Origin of the sequence: Sphingomonas crocodyli (assembly GCF_004005865.1) — a bacterium.
In the GTDB taxonomy this organism is placed as follows: Bacteria; Pseudomonadota; Alphaproteobacteria; order Sphingomonadales; family Sphingomonadaceae; genus Rhizorhabdus; species Rhizorhabdus crocodyli.
On sequence record NZ_SACN01000001.1, the window covers coordinates 686198 to 704228 of the forward strand.

The following is an 18031-nucleotide window of genomic DNA, read 5'->3' on the forward strand; positions in this document are numbered from 1 at the left end:
CGGGGCGAAAGCGTGAGGTAAAAGCGGTGATCACCGCTGCTCCGCTTGGATGTGGTGCCGCCGGATATGGCGTACTGCCAAAGCGACCACGGCGATGATCGGCAGCGTTGCAAGGCTCGTCAGAAGTTCAGGTTCGATCATCTGTCGAACGGGCTGGAGGCCTGTGACCAGCAAGTGGAAGAGGCTCGTCACATAATAAGCGATTGCAGCGACGGATAAGCCTTCGACAGTCTGCTGGAGCCGAAGCTGGAGACGGACACGATCTCCCATCGTCTCGAGAAGATCGCGATTTTGGCTCTCAAGCGTGATCTCAACACGGGTGCGCAGAAGCTGGGCAGCTCGCGTTAGCTTGCGCGCGAGAATAGCTTCTCGGTGAGAGATGGTGGCACATGTGCGGATGGCGGGTTCGAAGCGCCTTGAAAAGAACGAAGCGAGGCCTGGCCCTCCAAGATCAGGACGCTCCAAAAGAGCGCCGAGTCTGAGCCGCACCAACTCCGCATAGGCTTTCGTCGCGCCGAACCGGAAGTGCGTTGAGGCGCTGCTGCGCTCCAGATCGAGTGTCATCGACGTCAGCCGATCGAGCAGTTCCTGATTGTCCTCGAGGTTGGAAGCCGCGTCCATTTTCTCCATGACACTCGGCAGGTCGTGCTCGATCATGCCCATGACCAGGGCAGCTTGTTCCGCGACCGGAAGCCCGAGCAGGGCAAAACAGCGATAGGTCTCGATCTCGAGCACGCGTTGTACGGTGGCGCCGGCGACCTCAGGCGACATGCTGCGATTGACGATGGCGATATCGACGAAGCCGTCCGCATTCTCTGCAAAGTCAGTTGCGATCAGAGCTTGGCCGTCTGCTATTGAGGCTTGGACCATCGCCGCTGGGCGCAAGCCCTCTGGAACAAGCCGAAGATCGACGGCAACCAGGAGAGGCCCCGGTGCCGCGAGGTGATCGGGCCAGCAAGCCTTTTGCTCCAAGGGTACGGCTATGGTGTAGCTGATGAACTCGCCGTGCCGTTCCCACAGCAGCTTTTGTGCGCCCAGTGCTAAATGCCGTCTGTCCCCCAGCCAGCCGGCCGGCTGGGATCCGCCAGCGAGTTGTTCGATCCGATCACGATCGCGGTCCGCTTGGCTCGCACTGGTCTGGAATGCGAAATGAAGAACCCGATGCGGTGTTTCGACGGCTGAAAAAGGCCGGGCATGCAGCTCCGCCAGAGCGCGTGATCTGTCTGGATGGCAGAGCAAGGACATCATAGCTGTTGGAGAGCCGCACAAGGGAGCATGTCGCGTTCAGGCCTGGATCCGTCTCTCAGCGCCGCTGCGTGAAGAGGAGGGCGGCTGCGATCGCTCCTGATCCGACCGTCACACGATCCTTGGCGGAACCAGCCGACCGCACGGCCGTCGGGGCGTCCTCCCGTCCCTTGATCGTGGGCGCGGCATCCTGCGATTTCCTATCCATCTTCATTGGTCCTCTTGTTGGTGAGCGCGTGCGGCGAGAGGCGCGTGTCTTTGAGCGCTCAGCCAATTGCCATGAGGCTGGCATTGCCGCCGGCCGCTGTGGTGTTGATGGAGATCGAGACCTCCTCGAGCAGGAGATCGACGGGATAAGCGCGAGGCTGCCGGCATTCGGCCGACGAGGCCGCATGCACGGGAACAATCTCACGATATTTGGTCGTTACGGACCGGACCACCTCAAGCACCTGCGCACTTGAACCTTCGACAAGCACCCCAGCACAGACTGGCTGCGGCGTCCGGGTCAGGCGTTGGGTCACAATCGTCGGAAGATCAGCGGGCAGCTCCATGCCTTCGACAATCGCATCGCAGCCGGAAGCTAGGGTGGCAGAGATCTGCTGGAACAGGCCAGCTTGCGTCTGCGGCTTCAAAAGGAGCTGCCCACGTGGATGCAGCTCGTAGAGGTTGCGCTCGCCGACTGGCCCTGGAAGTTCACTTCTTTGCCGAAGGCGCGAGGCCAAAGCATAGTCGCGGGCCTTGGCGGCGTCGGCATCTAAGCCTTTATCGGTCAGCCATATCGAAAATGCCGACAAAGCTGGATCGACAGCATCATGTCCATGCGCGTGCTGCATGGATGGAGATTGGACCAACCGGCTCAGATATAGCGGCCCGCCAGCCTTGGGGCCGGTGCCAGAAAGGCCGCGTCCACCAAAGGGTTGAACCCCGACAATCGCACCAATGACATTGCGATTGACGTAAAGATTGCCAGCCCGCACCCGACTGGTCACGAATTCGACGGTCTCGTCGAGCCGGGTGTGCAGGCCGAAAGTGAGGCCGTAGCCGGTCGCATTGATGGCATCGATGAGGTCCGCCAACGTGTCGCGCTTGAACCGAACGACATGAAGAACGGGGCCAAAAACCTCCTCTTGGAGGTCAGCAATGCTCTCCAATTCGATGATCGTTGGGGCGACAAAATGGCCAAGCGAGGCCTCTTCTGGAAGGGCGAATTGCTCGACCTTGCGGCCTCGTTGACCCAAGGCGTCGATATGGTGTTCGAGCCTCGTTTGCGCTTCGCTGGAGATAACGGGCCCAATATCGATGGCGAGCGCATCCGGCCGGCCAATACGCAGTTCAGCCAATGCCCCCTTCAGCATTTCGAGGGTTCGGTCTGCCACCTCCTCTTGAAGGCACAATATGCGCAGAGCCGAACATCTTTGGCCGGCGCTATCAAAGGCGGATGCGATTACGTCGAGGACGACCTGTTCCGCCAAAGCCGAGCTATCGACGATCATCGCATTTTGACCGCCCGTTTCCGCGATCAGCGGAATGGGTTTGCCGGAAGATGAAAGCCTCGTGGCGAGCTGCGCCTGGATCAGGCGCGCAACCTCAGTCGAGCCTGTAAACATCACACCAGCCGTTTGAGGCGCGCCAACCAAGGCTGCGCCAATCGAACCGTCGCCCGGCAGCAACTGAAGCACCTCGGCTGGGACACCGCAGGCATGAAGCAGGCGCACGGCTTCAGCCGCGATGAGAGGCGTCTCTTCCGCAGGCTTTGCCAGCACCGAGTTGCCTGCGGCCAAGGCTGCCGCGATCTGGCCCACGAAGATCGCAAGCGGGAAGTTCCACGGGCTGATACAGACAACAGGGCCAAGGGGCTCTGATCGCTCACCAAGGACTCGGCGTGCCTGGCTTGCGTAATAACGCAGGAAGTCGATTGCCTCTCGAACCTCCGCTATCGCATTGGCTGCCGACTTCCCCGCCTCGCGGATGGCCAGGCCAATGAAGATGGCCATTTGCGCCTGGAGTGTATCGGCGGCTCGTTCAAGAATTGCTGCGCGATCCGCGATCGGGACGTTGCGCCATGTAGCCGCCGCAACAACCGCTCGATGCTGCGCCTCGTGGACGTCGCTATCGAGCGCGAACACAACTGTTCCTACTACATCCGACCTATCGGCTGGATTGGCGATGTCATATTCGCGCTGTGATTTTTCAGATGATGTGAAGGTGGGAGCAGCCTGCCATCGCTTCGTGGCGGTAGCAAACAAGGCCTGTGAGAGCACTGCAAGCGCCGTCTCGTCACTCAGGTCGATCCCGGCAGAATTGCGTCTGTCGGGATAGATATCGGCCGGCAGAGCGATCTGATCATGCTTGCGTCCAGCGTGCTGCGTGCTGCGCACCAGCATGACTGGATCAGCGATCAAATCATCGATCGCAACATCTGGATCACCAATGCGATTAACGAACGAAGAGTTTGCCCCGTTCTCGAGCAGCCGCCGCACGAGATAGGCAAGCAGCGTCTCGTGGGTGCCGACAGGGGCATAGATGCGGCATGGACGCCCCAGATGGCCCGCCCCGACGACCTCGTCATAAAGGGGCTCGCCCATGCCATGAAGGCACTGGAACTCGTACCGCCCGATTTCGAAAGCGGGGCCTGCCATATGATAAATGGTCGCGAGTGTTTGCGCATTATGCGTCGCAAATTGGGGGAAGACTTCCCTTTCGGCGGCCAGGAGTTTTCTGGCGCAGGCGATATAAGCAACGTCGGTATGAACCTTGCGCGTATAGACGGGGAAGTCGACCAAACCATCGACCTGCGCTCGCTTGATCTCAGCGTCCCAATAGGCCCCTTTGACCAGGCGGACCATGATCCGACGCCCGCTTCTACGCGCAAGGTCGATGATCCAATCGATCACGAATGGGCAACGTTTCCCATAGGCCTGCACGACAAAACCCAAGCCGTCCCAGCCGGCAAGATTTGGATCCGCTGCTAGGCTCTCGAGCAGATCCAGCGATAGTTCGAGGCGATCTGCCTCTTCCGCGTCAATGTTGAAGCCGATGTCATAGAGGCGGGCAATTTCGGCAAGCTTCTTCACGCGCGGCAGTAGCTCGCGCATCACCCGGTCAGACTGCGAGCGAGAATATCGGGGATGTAGAGCTGACAGCTTAATCGATATTCCGGGGCCCGCGTAAACGCCGCGGCCCGCTGATGCCTCGCCGATGGCGTGAATGGCGCTCTCATAATCATCAAAATACCGCGCAGCATCTGCAGCCGTGGTCGCTGCTTCGCCGAGCATGTCGTAGCTATGGGAGAAGCCCTTGGCCTCGGCGCTGCGTGCACGCCGCAGAGCGGCCTCGATCGTTTCCCCTTTGACGAATTGCTCGCCCATCATCCGCATCGCGAGATCCATCGCGCGCCGAATGACAGGTTCGCCTGTCCGCGCGATGAGGCGCTTCAATGTGGCCGCTAGGCCACGCTCACTGACGCTATCCAAGAGCTTTCCCGTCACGCAGAGCCCCCAGGCTGCAGCATTGACGAAGAGAGAGCGGTCACCCCCGAGGTGGGATGCCCAGTCTCCCCCAGAGACCTTATCGCGAATAAGAGCATCGCGGGTCGCGCGATCGGGGATTCGCAGCAGTGCCTCTGCAAGGCACATCAACGCGACGCCCTCTTGGCTCGAAAGCGAGAATTCCTGGACCAGGCCCTCGACACCGCCGCCAGTACGCTTGCCTCTTAGTGTTGAGATGAGGGCTCTTGCTGTCCGCTGAGCCTCTCGCACCACATCAGGGTCGAGTGTCGCTTGTTCGAGTAAAGGTACGAGGCATTCGGGTTCAGCTCGACGATATGCAGCGGTTATAGCCGCACGCAAAGCGCTGGGCGCACTGACGGGAGGGGCGAATGCAGCAAATGGCGGCCTGGTCATCATGAGCGCCACGATAGACAAGGCCCTCAGAGCGTTCAGACCTCAAACGTCGATCTGGCAGGAAGATCGACTTATTTGGGGCGCTTCAGCAGACGATTTTGCCGAGTTGATCGGCCTGTTTAGAACAATCGCCGTGCAGGCGTTTGCAAAGCGCCGTGAACGCGCCAGATTTGACGATCATTCTTTCTACCGTGCGGATTCCCGGACCGTTTCCATCGCTACGTAGGTCGATGTACTCGCGACGTAAGGCAAGGCCGAAATGCGCTCGCCTAGCACTGTGCGGTATTTGCGAATGTCGGCGGTTCGGACTTTCAAGAGATAGTCGAAACTGCTCGCGATCATGTGGCATTCTTCAACTTCAGCGATCCTGCGAACCGCCACGTTGAACTCGTTCAACGCTGCCTCCCGCGTATCCGAAAGCTTCACCTCGACGAACGCAACATGATCGAGGCCGATCTTTTGCGGGTCGACAATGGCTCGAAAGGCAACGATCACGCCGCTCTCGCACAAGCGCTTCACGCGCTGCTGGCAGGGCGTTTTTGAAAGTCCGACGTGTTGCGCGAGATCGGTGAAGGTGATGCGGCCGTCCTTACGGAGGACCTTCAGGATTTTTCGATCGAACTCGTCTAGCTCAGGCATGCCACCTGGTCGATCTGCCACTCCCAAGACGCGACGTGATCCACCGAGTTCGGGCAATGCATCGTCAAGCGCAGAGGATGGCAGCATCACTGATCCGATGTTCTAGAAGGGGCAATCGATAGAGGTTGAGCGCTCAGTAAACCACTCCGCGCCGCTATCCGTTACGAAGAAATGGTCTTCCAGGCGAATGCCAAACTTGTCTGGGACGATGATGGTCGGCTCGTTTGAAAAGCACATGCCCGGCATGAGAGGCGTGCGATCGCCCTTAACGAGATAAGGCGCTTCGTGGACAGCCAGGCCGATCCCATGCCCTGTTCGATGGGGCAAACCTGGAAGTCTATAATTTGGGCCGAGGCCCGCGCGCTCAAGGACCCGCCGTGCTGCGGCATCGACCTCTTGGCATAGCACGCCAGGCTGCACGACATCGAAAGCGGCCTGTTGTGCTTCTGCTTCCACCATCCACAGATCACGCTGTTGCTGGTTGGGCGTGCCGAAGACGTAGGTCCGCGTAATATCGGAATTATAGCCTTGGATCGCACATCCCGTATCGATGAGAACGATATCACCTTCGTTCAAATGGGTCGGCCCAGGCAGGCCGTGGGGGAAAGCTGAGGCCCGTCCGAACTGGACGCTGCAAAAGGTTGATCCAGCAGCGCCGAGCGCACGATGGCCCGCATCGATAAACGCGATCACCTCACTCGACGATATTCCGGGCCTCAAAATGCGGGCAACGCGCCGCTGGACTTCAAGCGTCATTTGCTTGGCTTGCCGCATGAGGGCCAATTCGGCTGTGGACTTATTCATGCGGCAGCCGTCGACGATGTCCGACCCTTCGATATGGGCGACTGAGGGAGCGGCGAGCGCCAACTGATCGACCATCTTGAACGGCATGGCAGGGTCGAGTGCGATGGCCGAGGCGCCTACACGGCTGAGCACTGAGGCAACCAAATCGTAGGGAGACTCATCCTCTTCCCAAAAAAGGGTTTCGACATCGAGGGCTGTCATTGCCGCGAGCGAGCCTTCTTCGAACTGCGGAGCGATGAGAATGGGTCGGTCGCTTTGCGTGATGATCAGCGCGACCAACCGCTCGGTGAGCTTCCAGCTGATCCCCAGAAAATAGTTCAAGCTGGGACCGGCGACGACCAGGAGAGCTTGAGCCCCGGCGCTGCGTGTTAACCGCCTGGCGAGTTCGACCCGCGTCTCCCGCTCCAGAGCCGTGATCGCCGGAGCCGGATCCGACCACGGTCCAAGCTCTGCAAGCTGCTCTTGCGCGTTCGATCCGCCGATCATGAATGTGGTCCCTTATGATGAGAATGAGCGGGCCCGTAGGCCCATGCACCGCAACCTGGTCGACGCGCTGGAAGGCCGGCGGCGATCTTTGTCGCGCTGGTTGGCTTCATAGGTGCGAGCGGCGTTGTACGACGATCCGCCAAAGCCGGCCGTCGATCGCTGCCAGGCCTAGGCCGATCAAGAGCATGCCGATGAGGTGCTTGGGAAGGAGGGCCTCGCCCAGCAGTGTGACGCCGAGGAAGATGGCGACGATCGGGACGGTAAAGGTGACGAGCAAGGCTTTGCTAGCACCGATGCGCGCGATCAATTTAAAGTAGACGATATATGCCAACACCGTCGACACGATGACGGCAGCCAACATCGCAGCCCACACCTTCGAGCCCGGCGTTGGGAGCATCCACGGTCGATCAACCCAAAGAGCGATCGGGATCATCACGACCGCTGCGCCACAAAATTGTGCCGTTGCGACGGCGAGCGGCGTCAGACTTTTGCCGACGAAACGGCGGGACCAAATGGCGGCCAAAGCATAACATAATGCGGCGATAAGGCAGGCAAGTTGGGCGAGAAGATCGTTGCCCAGACCTGCCATAGCATCATAGCCGGCCATCGCTGCCACGCCTGCCGCGCCGAATATGGTGCCAATGATCTTAGCCGGCGTCGCGCGTTCGTCAGTTGTGAGGAAATGGGCGACAAGCACACCCCATAGGGGCGTCGTTGCGTTGAGGATACCAGCGAGGCCGCTGGAAATAGACTTTTGTGCGACCGCAAGCAGTGCGAACGGCAGCACATTATTGAGTAAGCCCAGCCCCAGAAAAATGGGCCATGCGTTCGGGCGGGGGAGCTCGACACGGACGGCTGCTGCCCATCCCAATAGAAGCAATGCTGCAAGCCCAACGCGCAGCATAACGATCGTGAGCGGCGGCAATGATTGGAGTTGCACCGCGGTGAAAAAAAAGGCCGCACCCCACATGACGGAGAGTGCGGCCAATAAGCTCCATGATCGGCCATCCATTGACTGAAGGGGCCGTTCAGGTGCCGTTTGTCCAGCCGCGGGAGGAAGGCTTGTATCTGCGGCTGGAGGTTTCATCAGATCGACGCCGTCGGGTTGGTCGCTGAGGCTGTGCATCTTGTATCGCGATGCCTGCCCTATCCTGCCTGATAGCCATAATGCGCGATCGCTTGTTCGGTGGTCACAAACCCGTTCTTGATATCGCGTTCAACGAGCTCACGTGGGCGCAGCTTCGGGTCGCCATAGCCACCACCTGTTGCAGTATAGATGCGAATGACCTCATCGCGCTCGACTGCCACGGCCGTGCACATGCCATATCGCTCAACGCTACCGTCGTGGCGACGAACTTCAGCGTAATTGTTCGATCCTTCCTGGCCGCCCAATAGCGCCCAGGGACGCGACGATGTGCGCGCGGCCGCATATGTCAGAAAAGCCCGGTCGGCGGTGACACGATAATCGAGGACAACGCCCTTGCCGCCTCGATAGCGACCAGCCCCGCCATCTTGATCATGGAAGGCATATTGAGCGACCTGCAAGCCGTAGCGAGCTTCGAATAGCTCACATGGGATATTGTAGGTTTCGCCATTCGAACTGCAAAACTGACCGGCATCGCCGTCGCTATCGTGGCATGCCCCCCAACCGCCAACCAGCGGCTCGCCAATCACGAACAACTCGCCGGTGTCAGGATGCTTGCCCGAGATGAACGTCGCACATACGGACTGCTGATGGCCGGCGGGCAAGCGTTGCGGCAGGATTGGTGCAAGCGCCTTCCAAAACACGTCGACCGCCGCGTTGCGAGCCTGGAAGTTCATGGACACTGGCGCCGGTTCCTGCGCGGTCAGCACGGTGCCCGGAGGGCAAATCACCTCCAGCATGCGAAAGCATCCACCATTGGCGGGAATGCCGGGATCCGTGATCGCCTTGAAGAGGCAGCGCGAGCCGGTAAGCAGTCCAGCATAAGTGGTGTTAACCGGGCCGGGAGCTTGCGGGGCGGAGCCTGTAAAGTCAGCGATCAGTCGGTCCTGAGAGATTGTGACCTTCACCTTCACAACGAAGGGACCGTTGCCCAGGCCATCATCCTCGACGATGTCTTCGGCTTCGTAAACGCCGCTGGGAATGGTCGCCAGCGCAGCGCGGGTCATCTTCTCGCCATAGTCGAGCAGCTCATCCATCGCTTGCAGCACCATCGGCGCGCCATATTTGGCAACCAGCTCCAAAATGCGCTTCTCGCCAACGCGAGCGGCAGCGACGCCTGCGTGCATATCGCCGATCGTGGAATCGGGCAGGCGCACATTGTCACGGATAATCTGGACTACCGCCTGATTGATCCGTCCCTCGTCGTAGAGCCTGATGAAGGTGAAGCGCAGGCCCTCCTGAAAGATTTCAGTGGAGCTGCTGGAGACGCTGCCCGCTTGTGCACCGCCGACTTCCGTCCAGTGGGCCTTATTGACGGTCCAGGCGATGAGCTTTGCATCGTGAAAGACCGGGATCAGGATCGCGACATCGGACAGATGTGTACCACCCCCTTCATAGGGTGTGTTGGTGATGAACACGTCGCCCGGCTTGATGTCGTTGAGGTCGTAACGGCCCAGCGCCGACACAACAGCGGTATCGAGGGCTGCAAGGAAAGCAGCGACGCCATTACCCTGTGCCAGCAGATTGCCGCGGGCATCGGTGGCGCCGACGGCAAAGTCAGTCCCTTCGTAGATGATCGGGCTCATGCTGGTGCGCAGCATCGCCTGGAACATCTCCTCGCCTACGGCGACAAGCGAGTCCTTGATGATCTCAAGCGTAAAGACGTTGGTGGTCATGGATCAGGCCTCCCCACCAAAAGACAGGTGGATGTGATAATTGCCGAACTTGTCGATAGTGACGCGATGGCGGGGTGGGATCACGCAGGTGACCGACGGCTCTTGGATCACGGCCGGGCCGTGAAACTCCATGCCGGGTTCTAGCAATAGACCATCGTAGATCGTCGCCATGTGGATGCCGTGGACGTCATAGTCGACTTGGCGTTCGCCCTTGATCGTATCGGCGAGCGAACGACCCGTCTGCGGCTTGGTCGATAGCGGCGGTTTGGGAACGACCAGTTTGGCGACGAGGTGGAAGTTCACCAACTCGATGGCCGTGTCGAGGCGATAGGTGAAGCGCTTCTCATGCGCTGCATGAAAGGCAGCCGCCGTTGCTTCGAGATCCAGAGTGCCCGCGCCTGCGCCGACACAGGGGACTTTCACAGTATGCTGTTGGCCCGCATAGCGCATGTCGACCAGATATTCGAAAGTGATATCCTCTCGGCGGCGCGGGGCGTCCTCATCCGAATAATCTCTCAACGCCTCGGCTTCGAGTTCACCGAAAACGTCGCCGATGAGTGCGGTCGAACCCGGTACCAATGGCACCATGCGCGTGCGCAAATAATCTCGCCGAAGGTCGGTCAGCAACATGCCCCATGCGGAGAATACCGACGAATTGACGGGGATGATGACGTGCGGGACTTTGAGCTCTTCGGCGAGCGCCACCGCATGCATTGCACCGCCGCCGCCAAAGGCCATTAAAGAGAAATCGCGAGGGTCATGTCCCTTGTTGGTTGAGACCAAGCGTAGAGCGCGGGTCATGTTAGCGTTAGCGATCCGGATGATCCCTCGTGCGACCTCTTCTCGGCTCATGCCGAGCGCCGACTGGAGCGGTGCGAAGGCCGTCTCCACTGAGGTCCAGTCGGGTTCGCGCTCACCGCCAACAAAGCTGGTTGGATCAATGCGACCGAGCACCAAATTGGCGTCTGTCGTCGTCGCATTGGTTCCACCGCGGCCATAAGCTGCGGGGCCCGGACGCGCGGCGGCTGAGTGCGGGCCGACATGGAGTTTACCGCCAACATCAACCCAAGCGATCGAGCCGCCGCCATTGCCGATCTCAACGATGTCGGAGACAGGTGTCTGGATCGGATAGCCCGGGTTTTTGCCGTCACGCTCGATATAATATTCGGTCGTGACCTTGACCTGCCCCTCCTCGATCAGAGTGCATTTCGCGGTGGTCCCGCCAATATCGAGGACGATCAAATTGTCGTAGCCGATGGCATCTCCCACATAGGCGGCCGCAAAGATGCCGCTGGCGGGGCCGGACTCGACCATCGTGATGGGGTTCGCCTTGGCGGCCTTGGCCGTGGTGATGCCGCCATTCGACTGCATCATGAACGGTTTGCCGTTAAAACCTTGATCTGCGAGCTTGGCTTCTAGCGTGCCGATGTAGCGCTCTGCGATCGGGTGGACATAGGCCGAAAGCACTGTTGTGCTTGTCCGCTCATATTCACGCCATTCGCGGCTGACAGCATGCGAAGCGAGGATCGAAACGTCTGGCCACAACTCCCGAATTCGAGCGGCGGCGAGCTTCTCATTCTCGGGATTGATGTAGGAATGCAGGAAGACGATCGCGATCGCCTCGACGCCCTCGCGCTTGAAGGACGCGATCAGATCAGGGAGCGGCGAGAGATCGACCGGATGCTCGACCTGACCTTTATAGTTGGTGCGCTCGTTAAGACCGGCGCGCAGATGGCGCTCCACAAACGGTTCGGGCTTGTGAAAAGCAAAGTTGAACAGATCGGGGCGGTTGCCTCGGGCGATCTCTAGGACGTCACGAAAGCCCGCTGTGGTGATCAGGGCCGTTTTAACACCCTTGCGCTCGGTAAGGGCGTTGATGACGACGGTCGCGCCATGCGCGAAAAACTCGAGACTTGCTGGCGAAATGCCTGCTTTAGCGAGCGAACCGACGACACCCTCTTCAAAATTGGGTGGCGTAGTATCGACTTTGGCTATGCGAACCTGGCCAGACTGGCCGGTCGCTTGGTCGACCTCATAATAAACGAGATCCGTAAATGTCCCACCGACGTCGGTTGCCGCACGCAATTGACTTACTCCGCTTTGTCTCACGACGGAAAATGAAGCGTCCGAAGGCGAGCCTTACGGATGCGCTGGATCAAATGGGCCGGGCGGCAGCGTAGCTCGCGCGGCTTCGATCAATCAAATAGTCCGATGTCTCGGGCTGGTCGGCCGACACCTTGTGTCATGCCGACCGACCATCCCTATGCGCTCAAACTAGAAGCGGAAGTCCACATCGGCCCCGAAAGTCCGAGGCTCAGCGGGATAGGCAAAGCCGCCCGCGACGAACTCCGAATTATACTTCTTATCGAAGGCATTCTTCGTCCAAGCGGTCACCTGCCACTTCCCGTCCGCAGCACCGAATGACAGCCGGGCATCGTACAGGTTGAAGGCAGAACGGGCACCAGCCGTATTGAGCGTTTCCCAGAATTGCCGGCCCTTATGGTGCATGTCTACACGCGCCGTCAGGTTGCGGTTTTCCGTGATCGGAAACGCATATTGGGTCCCGAGATTGTAACCAAATTTGGGGACGTAGGGCATCGTCCGGCCCACCGAGGCTGGCGAAGCACCATATTTCTTGATGGTGGCATCGGTGTAGCCGGCATTGCCGTAGATATCCCATCCCTTGACCGGGCGGACGTTGAAGTCGACTTCGAAGCCCTTCATCGTGGCCTTGTCGATGTTGGTGATGATCTGCGCGCTCGCCTCGGGAATGAAGACGAAATATTGCGAGTCCCGGAAGCGGGTGTAGAAAGCGGCGCCATTAATCGTGACGGCACGATTGAGGAACTGGGCCTTCCAACCAGCCTCGTACGACGTCGAGATTTCCTTCTTATAGTCGTCGGTCACAAGCGAAGCAGGGTTGAGACGCAGCGCAACGGCCCGAACGCCATCCTGGTTGAAGCCGCCGCTGCGGAATCCCTTCGAGTAGCTCGCATAAACAGAGCTACCGGTATCGATCTTGTAACGCAGCGTCGCCTTAGGCTGCCAAGCATCGAAGGTTGCTTTGCGGAATGTGCCAGGCGTGCCGACGGGGTTATAGGCGGGAAGCGATGCCGCATCCTTGACCTTGCCGGTGTTGAGCGAGTTGCGCTTATCATGATCGTAGCGCAGCGCGCCCGAGAGCTCGAGCTGGTCGGTAAGATCGTAGTTCAGCTGACCAAAGACCGCATAAGACTTTTGATGATTGTCATCGGCGGTGTTGCTGGTCGAGGGATTGACCGTGCCGGCGGGATTATAGCCCGGCAGCACAATGCCCGGACCAGTGTCGATGCCATTGGCGCGGTTCGATTCACGGTCCAGGTCGAGATAATAGGCGCCGACAATATAGCGTAGCGGTTGTTCGCTGCTCGACGTCAGCCGCAGCTCGGTGCTTTTGGCATGCCAGCTGAAGCCGCTTGTCTGCGTTGTTTGCGCAGCGCTGGTATACGGGCTCGCATCGGCGAGCGTGAGCTCGTTGACCCAGTCGTAGGACGAGGTCGAGGTCAGGGTGCCGATCGGAGTTTCGTAATCGATCTTGAGCGAGGTCGAGAACAGCTTGCGCAGTGCGGTGCCATCGACGTTTGAGTTGAGGGGAGGGCCATAATCGTCCGGCGAACCCGGGCGCGATGACGTCGAGCGCACGGACGGGTAGAACTGATAGGCACCAGTCGCAGCGACTACGTTGTTGCGCGTAAAGTAGAGCGCGCCCGAGAAGGTGCGATTATACGAGATACGATAATCGAACTTGAGGTCGTCGGATGCTGCGTAGATCAGGCGGCTACGGACCGCCGTGTCACGCAGAAAATCGACCTTTTTGTTGAGAAAAATGTTCTTCAGATAGCCTTCGCGGTCCTTGAAGGAGCCCGAAATGCTGCCGAAGAGCTTGTCTTGGATGAGGGGGCCGCTGACGCCAGCCTGAGCCTTATGCTGGCCACCGTTGCCAATGCCGATCGTGCCGCTGCCGAAGAACTCATTGGAGGGTTCGCGTGTCGTGATGACGATCGCGCCGCCGATCGCATTGCGGCCGTAAAGCGCGCCTTGCGGACCCTTGAGCACTTCGATCTGCTGCAGGTCAAACAGTTCAGAATTGAACTGATTGCTCACCGTCTGAAGAACCCCATCGACCACGACGGCGACCGGAGATTCGCCGTTGCGAACCTGCGAGATACCGCGGACGGTGATGAAGCTAACGCCAGGCTGCTGCGATTCCGCAATGGAGATGTTGGGCGTAAGTCCGATGAAGTCGGCGGGGCGCTCAATGCCGGCGTCCTTGATGGTCTTTTCACTAAAGCTGGAGACCGAGATCGGAACGTTCTGCAGGGCCTCAGTGCGGCCGCGCGCGGTGACGACGATTTCGCTCGCTTCTACCGCGGACGATGAAGTCTCATTCACCGCCTGCGCATGTGCGCCCTGGAGAGCAAAGATGCTCGACCCAAGCGCGGTTCCAATCGTCAATAACGTCCTCAAATGCTTCATGTGATAGCCCCCTTTTAGGTTTCGCTCTTCCTGCGGAGCGCGGCGTGCCGCGCTCGGTTACCCGCGCTCTTTGAGCGTCGGAATTTCGTAGCCAGGCCGATCCTTTGCGGGCGGCGTGGGGTAGGCGCGCTTGCTGTGCGTCAAGCGAGTGCGCGCGAGAGCTGCTGCACTCAGGACCGTCAGCGGCGGCGAGTCGATCACGGGCACCGCCAGGCCGAGCTCTCGGAGGCGCTCTTCCATGATGCGGTCCATGTCCTGGAAGCAGCCGCAGCCCAGCACGATGACGTCGGCGCCATCCTCGGTGATTGCTGCTTTCGCGGTATCGATCAGGCGATCGAGCGCTGAACTATGATCGCCACCAATATCCAGCACGGGAATGTTGACTGGGCGGACAGAGGCCAGCTTGCTCTCAAGGCCAAAATGGCGAGCCTTTGTCTCGTAATTGCCGACGCGACGGTCGAGTGTGCACAAGATGCTGAACTTGTGCCCGAGCATCGCGGCGTAATGCATAGCGGTCTCGCCAATGCCGAGGACCGGTACCGAGACAGCTTCGCGCGTCGCCTGAAGGGCAGGGTCGCCCATGCACACGATCACAATTGCGTCGGCGCCGGCATTTTGCGCCCGAATCGCCTCGGCAACGACTTCGGGGCCAGCGAAGAGTTCGTCATATTCGCATTCGATCGATGCCGGGCCCCTCGTCAGGTGAGACTGGGTCAGCTTGAGATCCGGGCCTTCGAGGTGGCTCAGGCCGGCCGCAAACTCGAACTTGGTGGTGGTCGGAACGATGAGATGGACAGTGACCAACTTCTCTCTCCCTGATGGGATGCCGCAGGAGTAAACACCCGATCGCTTCATTATGGCAGAAATTATGCTATTACAAACTTTCTAGGATCCTGCAACAAGGATGTGTCGCTCACTGTGGCATTTGCGCAATAAGTGGCGTATGCCGCGGGATTATTGATGCTAGAAATTATGCTATAGAAGGCAAAAGAGGGCCGGAATGGACGCTGCAGGGAAGAAAGAATCGGCCTCAGAGCCCGGTCGCGGGCCGCGCCGGAAGGACCGAATCAACATCGGGCCGGCTGTTCGCGTCAGGAGGAAGGAGCTCAAGCTCACGCTCAAGGATTTGGCGGAGCGCTCAGGCCTGTCCGTCGCGTTCATATCTCAAGTTGAGCGCGGGAAGACGGCGCCATCGATCATATCGCTTCTACAGATTTCCGAAGCGCTCGGCGTTAATGTGAACTATTTTGTCGAAGCGACGCAGGAAGAGAAGCTGATCCGTCGCGCGCGTGATCCAGAATATATCGATGTTGATTCGCCAACGACATATATCCGTCTGAGTAATTCTTTTCCTGAACAGAAGATTGAGCCGTTCATATTCATTCTGCAGCCAGGATATGTGTCGTCATCTGCGAATATCGGCGAAGGCCATCTCGGCGAAGGCTTCCTATACGTCCTGAACGGACGCATCTCGGGAGAATATCGTGGAGCGTCTTTCAGTCTCTCGGAAGGGGATAGCATGCACTATCAACTGACGAGCGCTCTCATGCTGAACAATCCAAGTGCCGAAGAAGCGAAATTGCTTTGGGTCGGCTCGGTCGTTCTGTTCCCGACCAATGGATGAGGCGGTGGTGCGGCATCCGGCGCCAAAACCGGAAAACCCTTCATCCCATCACGCGCTCAACGCCGATCCGATCCGCAGCGATCCTGTGAGCTATCCATCCGCAGGGCGGGCTTGGTTCGCCGTGGCGATGCTCACTGGGCTCTATATCTTTTCTTATATCGATCGCACCGTGCTGACCCTGCTCGTCGGTCCGATCCGGCAAGACCTGCAGATTAGCGACACCGAGGTGAGCTTGCTGCACGGCTTTGCCTTCGCGCTTTTCTACACATTTCTCGGATTGCCTTTCGGCCGCCTTACCGACCGCCATCACCGTATCGGTATCGTCTCCATCGGGATTCTCGTGTGGAGCGTGATGACCGCAATTTCGGGGTTTGCCAGATCCTTTTGGCAGCTTTTCCTTGCGCGCGTCGGTGTCGGCGTAGGTGAAGCAGCGCTGTCGCCTGCGGCTTATTCAATCATCACGGACTATTTCGCGCCCGATAAGCGATCGCGAGCTCTCAGCGTTTATGTGCTGGGAAGCTACCTTGGCATGTCGCTCGCATATCTGATCGGCGGCGGGCTCGTCGCGGTGCTCGAGAGTGCGCCCTTTTGGGACGTGCCGTTGGCCGGTCCGCTCGAGGGCTGGCGCATCGCGTTTCTCGCCGTTGGTCTGCCAGGCCTTATCCTAGCGCCGTTAATTTGGACCGTCCGTGAGCCTCGCCGGCGAGGAACGCTGCGCCTTGACGGGGCGGCCGTTAAGTCCGTCCCCGTTTCAGAACTCGGCGGCTATCTCAGGCTACATTGGAAGACATATTCCGCCCATTTCTTGGGCTTTGGCCTTCTGTGCCTCCTGATCAACGGCATGGCCCTTTGGACACCGACATTTCTGATCCGCGTGCACGGATGGAGCGTCGGCGAAGCCGGCGCTGTCTACGGTCTCATGATCGGCATTTTTGGCGGCTTTGGGGTCGTTGCCGGAGGTTGGATCTCAGATAATCTCCAGAAGCGTGGTTTTCGAGGCGCCTGCTTCATCGTGGCGGCCGTAGGCTCTGCGCTCGCAATCGTTCCCACCGTGCTGATGCCCATCGTCACCGACAGCCGTCTTATGCTGGGGCTCATGGCGCCGGCGCTGTTCTTCGGCGGCATCCCTTTTGGTCTCGCAGTTTCGGCCCTCCAGCAGATCACCCCGAACCAAATGCGAGGGCAGGTCTCGGCTATGTATCAGTTCTTCAACAACCTGCTCGGCATCGGTTGCGGCCCGCTGCTGGTCGCGTTGGTGACGGATTACGTGTTCAAGGATGAAAAGGCCCTTGGTCACTCGATGGCGATCGTGGGCGGTGCTGCCGCAGTGATCGCGACCATCGTTTTGCTCGTCGGCATCCGTCCGTATGTTGAGAGCCTTAAGCTCGCTGACCGTTGGAAGCGGGAGGGCGATTGATGTCGATGACCATCGACGAAATCCGCCAGGTTGAAATCGTAACTGCAGTAGGGTCCATCAGAGTTGCCGTTAATCTCGCCGCAGCGCCCGTCACCGCTGCGAACTTCCTAACCTATGTGGAATCGGGACTTCTCGATGGGACGGAATTCTACCGGATCGTGGCGCCCTGCAACCAAGGTGGTCGCGCTGTTCCTATCGATGTCGTTCAGGGTGGCTTTCGGGAAACCGTAAAGGCGCCTTTGCCGCCGATCATCCACGAGCCCACGTGGAAGACAGGCCTTCGGCATCGGGACGGTACCATTTCGATGGCGAGATATGCTCCCGGGACAGCGGCTGGCGCATTCTTCATCTGTGTTGGTGACCAGCCCGTCCTCGATCATGGCGGGCCTCGTAATCCGGATGGTGAAGGCTTCGCAGCTTTCGGTCGCGTCGTGCGAGGCATGGATATCGTCCGGTCGATCTGGGCGCGCGCAGAGTCGGATGCGTTCATTAGGAAGCCTGTGCCAATATTGTCGGCGGCAGTGGCGGATGACGGAGTGCCGTTCCCAAATTAGCCGTATCAATGGTCGCGCTCGCGCA

The 18031-nt window shown here is 59.3% G+C and carries 12 protein-coding genes; 3 read left to right on the forward strand and 9 right to left on the reverse strand.

All coding sequences use genetic code 11. The features are described 5' to 3' along the window. Window positions 1-30: 30 nt before the first annotated feature. The 9 genes from EOD43_RS03380 to EOD43_RS03420 form a co-directional block, all read right to left on the reverse strand. Complete coding sequence (locus tag EOD43_RS03380) at window positions 31-1248, reverse strand: DUF3422 family protein (RefSeq protein WP_127741095.1); 1218 nt, start codon at window positions 1246-1248, stop codon at window positions 31-33. A gap of 263 nt (window positions 1249-1511) precedes the next feature. Beyond that, on the reverse strand, window positions 1512-5150 hold the full coding sequence (gene putA, locus EOD43_RS03385; RefSeq protein WP_127744599.1) for a trifunctional transcriptional regulator/proline dehydrogenase/L-glutamate gamma-semialdehyde dehydrogenase: 3639 nt from the start codon (window positions 5148-5150) through the stop codon (window positions 1512-1514). Window positions 5151-5333: 183 nt separating this feature from the next. Continuing rightward, window positions 5334-5786, reverse strand: coding sequence for an Lrp/AsnC family transcriptional regulator (locus EOD43_RS03390; RefSeq protein ID WP_127741097.1), 453 nt, complete (start codon window positions 5784-5786; stop codon window positions 5334-5336). A gap of 102 nt (window positions 5787-5888) precedes the next feature. Further along, entirely contained in the window at window positions 5889-7076 is a 1188-nt protein-coding gene (locus EOD43_RS03395; protein ID WP_127741099.1) for a M24 family metallopeptidase, read from the reverse strand. Window positions 7077-7182: 106 nt separating this feature from the next. Further along, window positions 7183-8064, reverse strand: coding sequence for a DMT family transporter (locus tag EOD43_RS03400; protein WP_240653061.1), 882 nt, complete (start codon window positions 8062-8064; stop codon window positions 7183-7185). Window positions 8065-8222: 158 nt separating this feature from the next. Then, the gene (locus EOD43_RS03405; protein WP_127741101.1) at window positions 8223-9896 is read right to left on the reverse strand and encodes a hydantoinase B/oxoprolinase family protein; all 1674 of its coding nucleotides are present in this window, start codon (window positions 9894-9896) and stop codon (window positions 8223-8225) included. A 3-nt stretch (window positions 9897-9899) separates the two neighbouring features. After that, entirely contained in the window at window positions 9900-11981 is a 2082-nt protein-coding gene (locus EOD43_RS03410; RefSeq protein ID WP_127741103.1) for a hydantoinase/oxoprolinase family protein, read from the reverse strand. Window positions 11982-12170: 189 nt separating this feature from the next. Next, window positions 12171-14411, reverse strand: coding sequence for a TonB-dependent receptor (locus EOD43_RS03415; protein WP_127741105.1), 2241 nt, complete (start codon window positions 14409-14411; stop codon window positions 12171-12173). A 57-nt stretch (window positions 14412-14468) separates the two neighbouring features. Beyond that, window positions 14469-15215, reverse strand: coding sequence for an aspartate/glutamate racemase family protein (locus EOD43_RS03420; protein WP_240653062.1), 747 nt, complete (start codon window positions 15213-15215; stop codon window positions 14469-14471). Between the two features lie 196 nt (window positions 15216-15411). On the opposite strand from EOD43_RS03420, the gene EOD43_RS03425 reads away from it, so the two are divergent. Genes EOD43_RS03425 through EOD43_RS03435 form a run of 3 tightly spaced genes read left to right on the forward strand, consistent with a single transcriptional unit; the run spans window position 15412 to window position 18006 of the window. Continuing rightward, the gene (locus EOD43_RS03425) at window positions 15412-16035 is read left to right on the forward strand and encodes a helix-turn-helix domain-containing protein (protein ID WP_127741107.1); all 624 of its coding nucleotides are present in this window, start codon (window positions 15412-15414) and stop codon (window positions 16033-16035) included. Further along, a complete protein-coding gene (locus EOD43_RS03430; protein ID WP_206363484.1) occupies window positions 16028-17452 on the forward strand; it encodes a spinster family MFS transporter in 1425 nt (474 codons plus the stop codon). The genes EOD43_RS03425 and EOD43_RS03430 overlap by 8 nt, the downstream gene beginning before the upstream one ends. Further along, window positions 17452-18006, forward strand: coding sequence for a peptidylprolyl isomerase (locus tag EOD43_RS03435; protein WP_127741109.1), 555 nt, complete (start codon window positions 17452-17454; stop codon window positions 18004-18006). The genes EOD43_RS03430 and EOD43_RS03435 overlap by 1 nt, the downstream gene beginning before the upstream one ends. Window positions 18007-18031 lie beyond the last annotated feature (25 nt).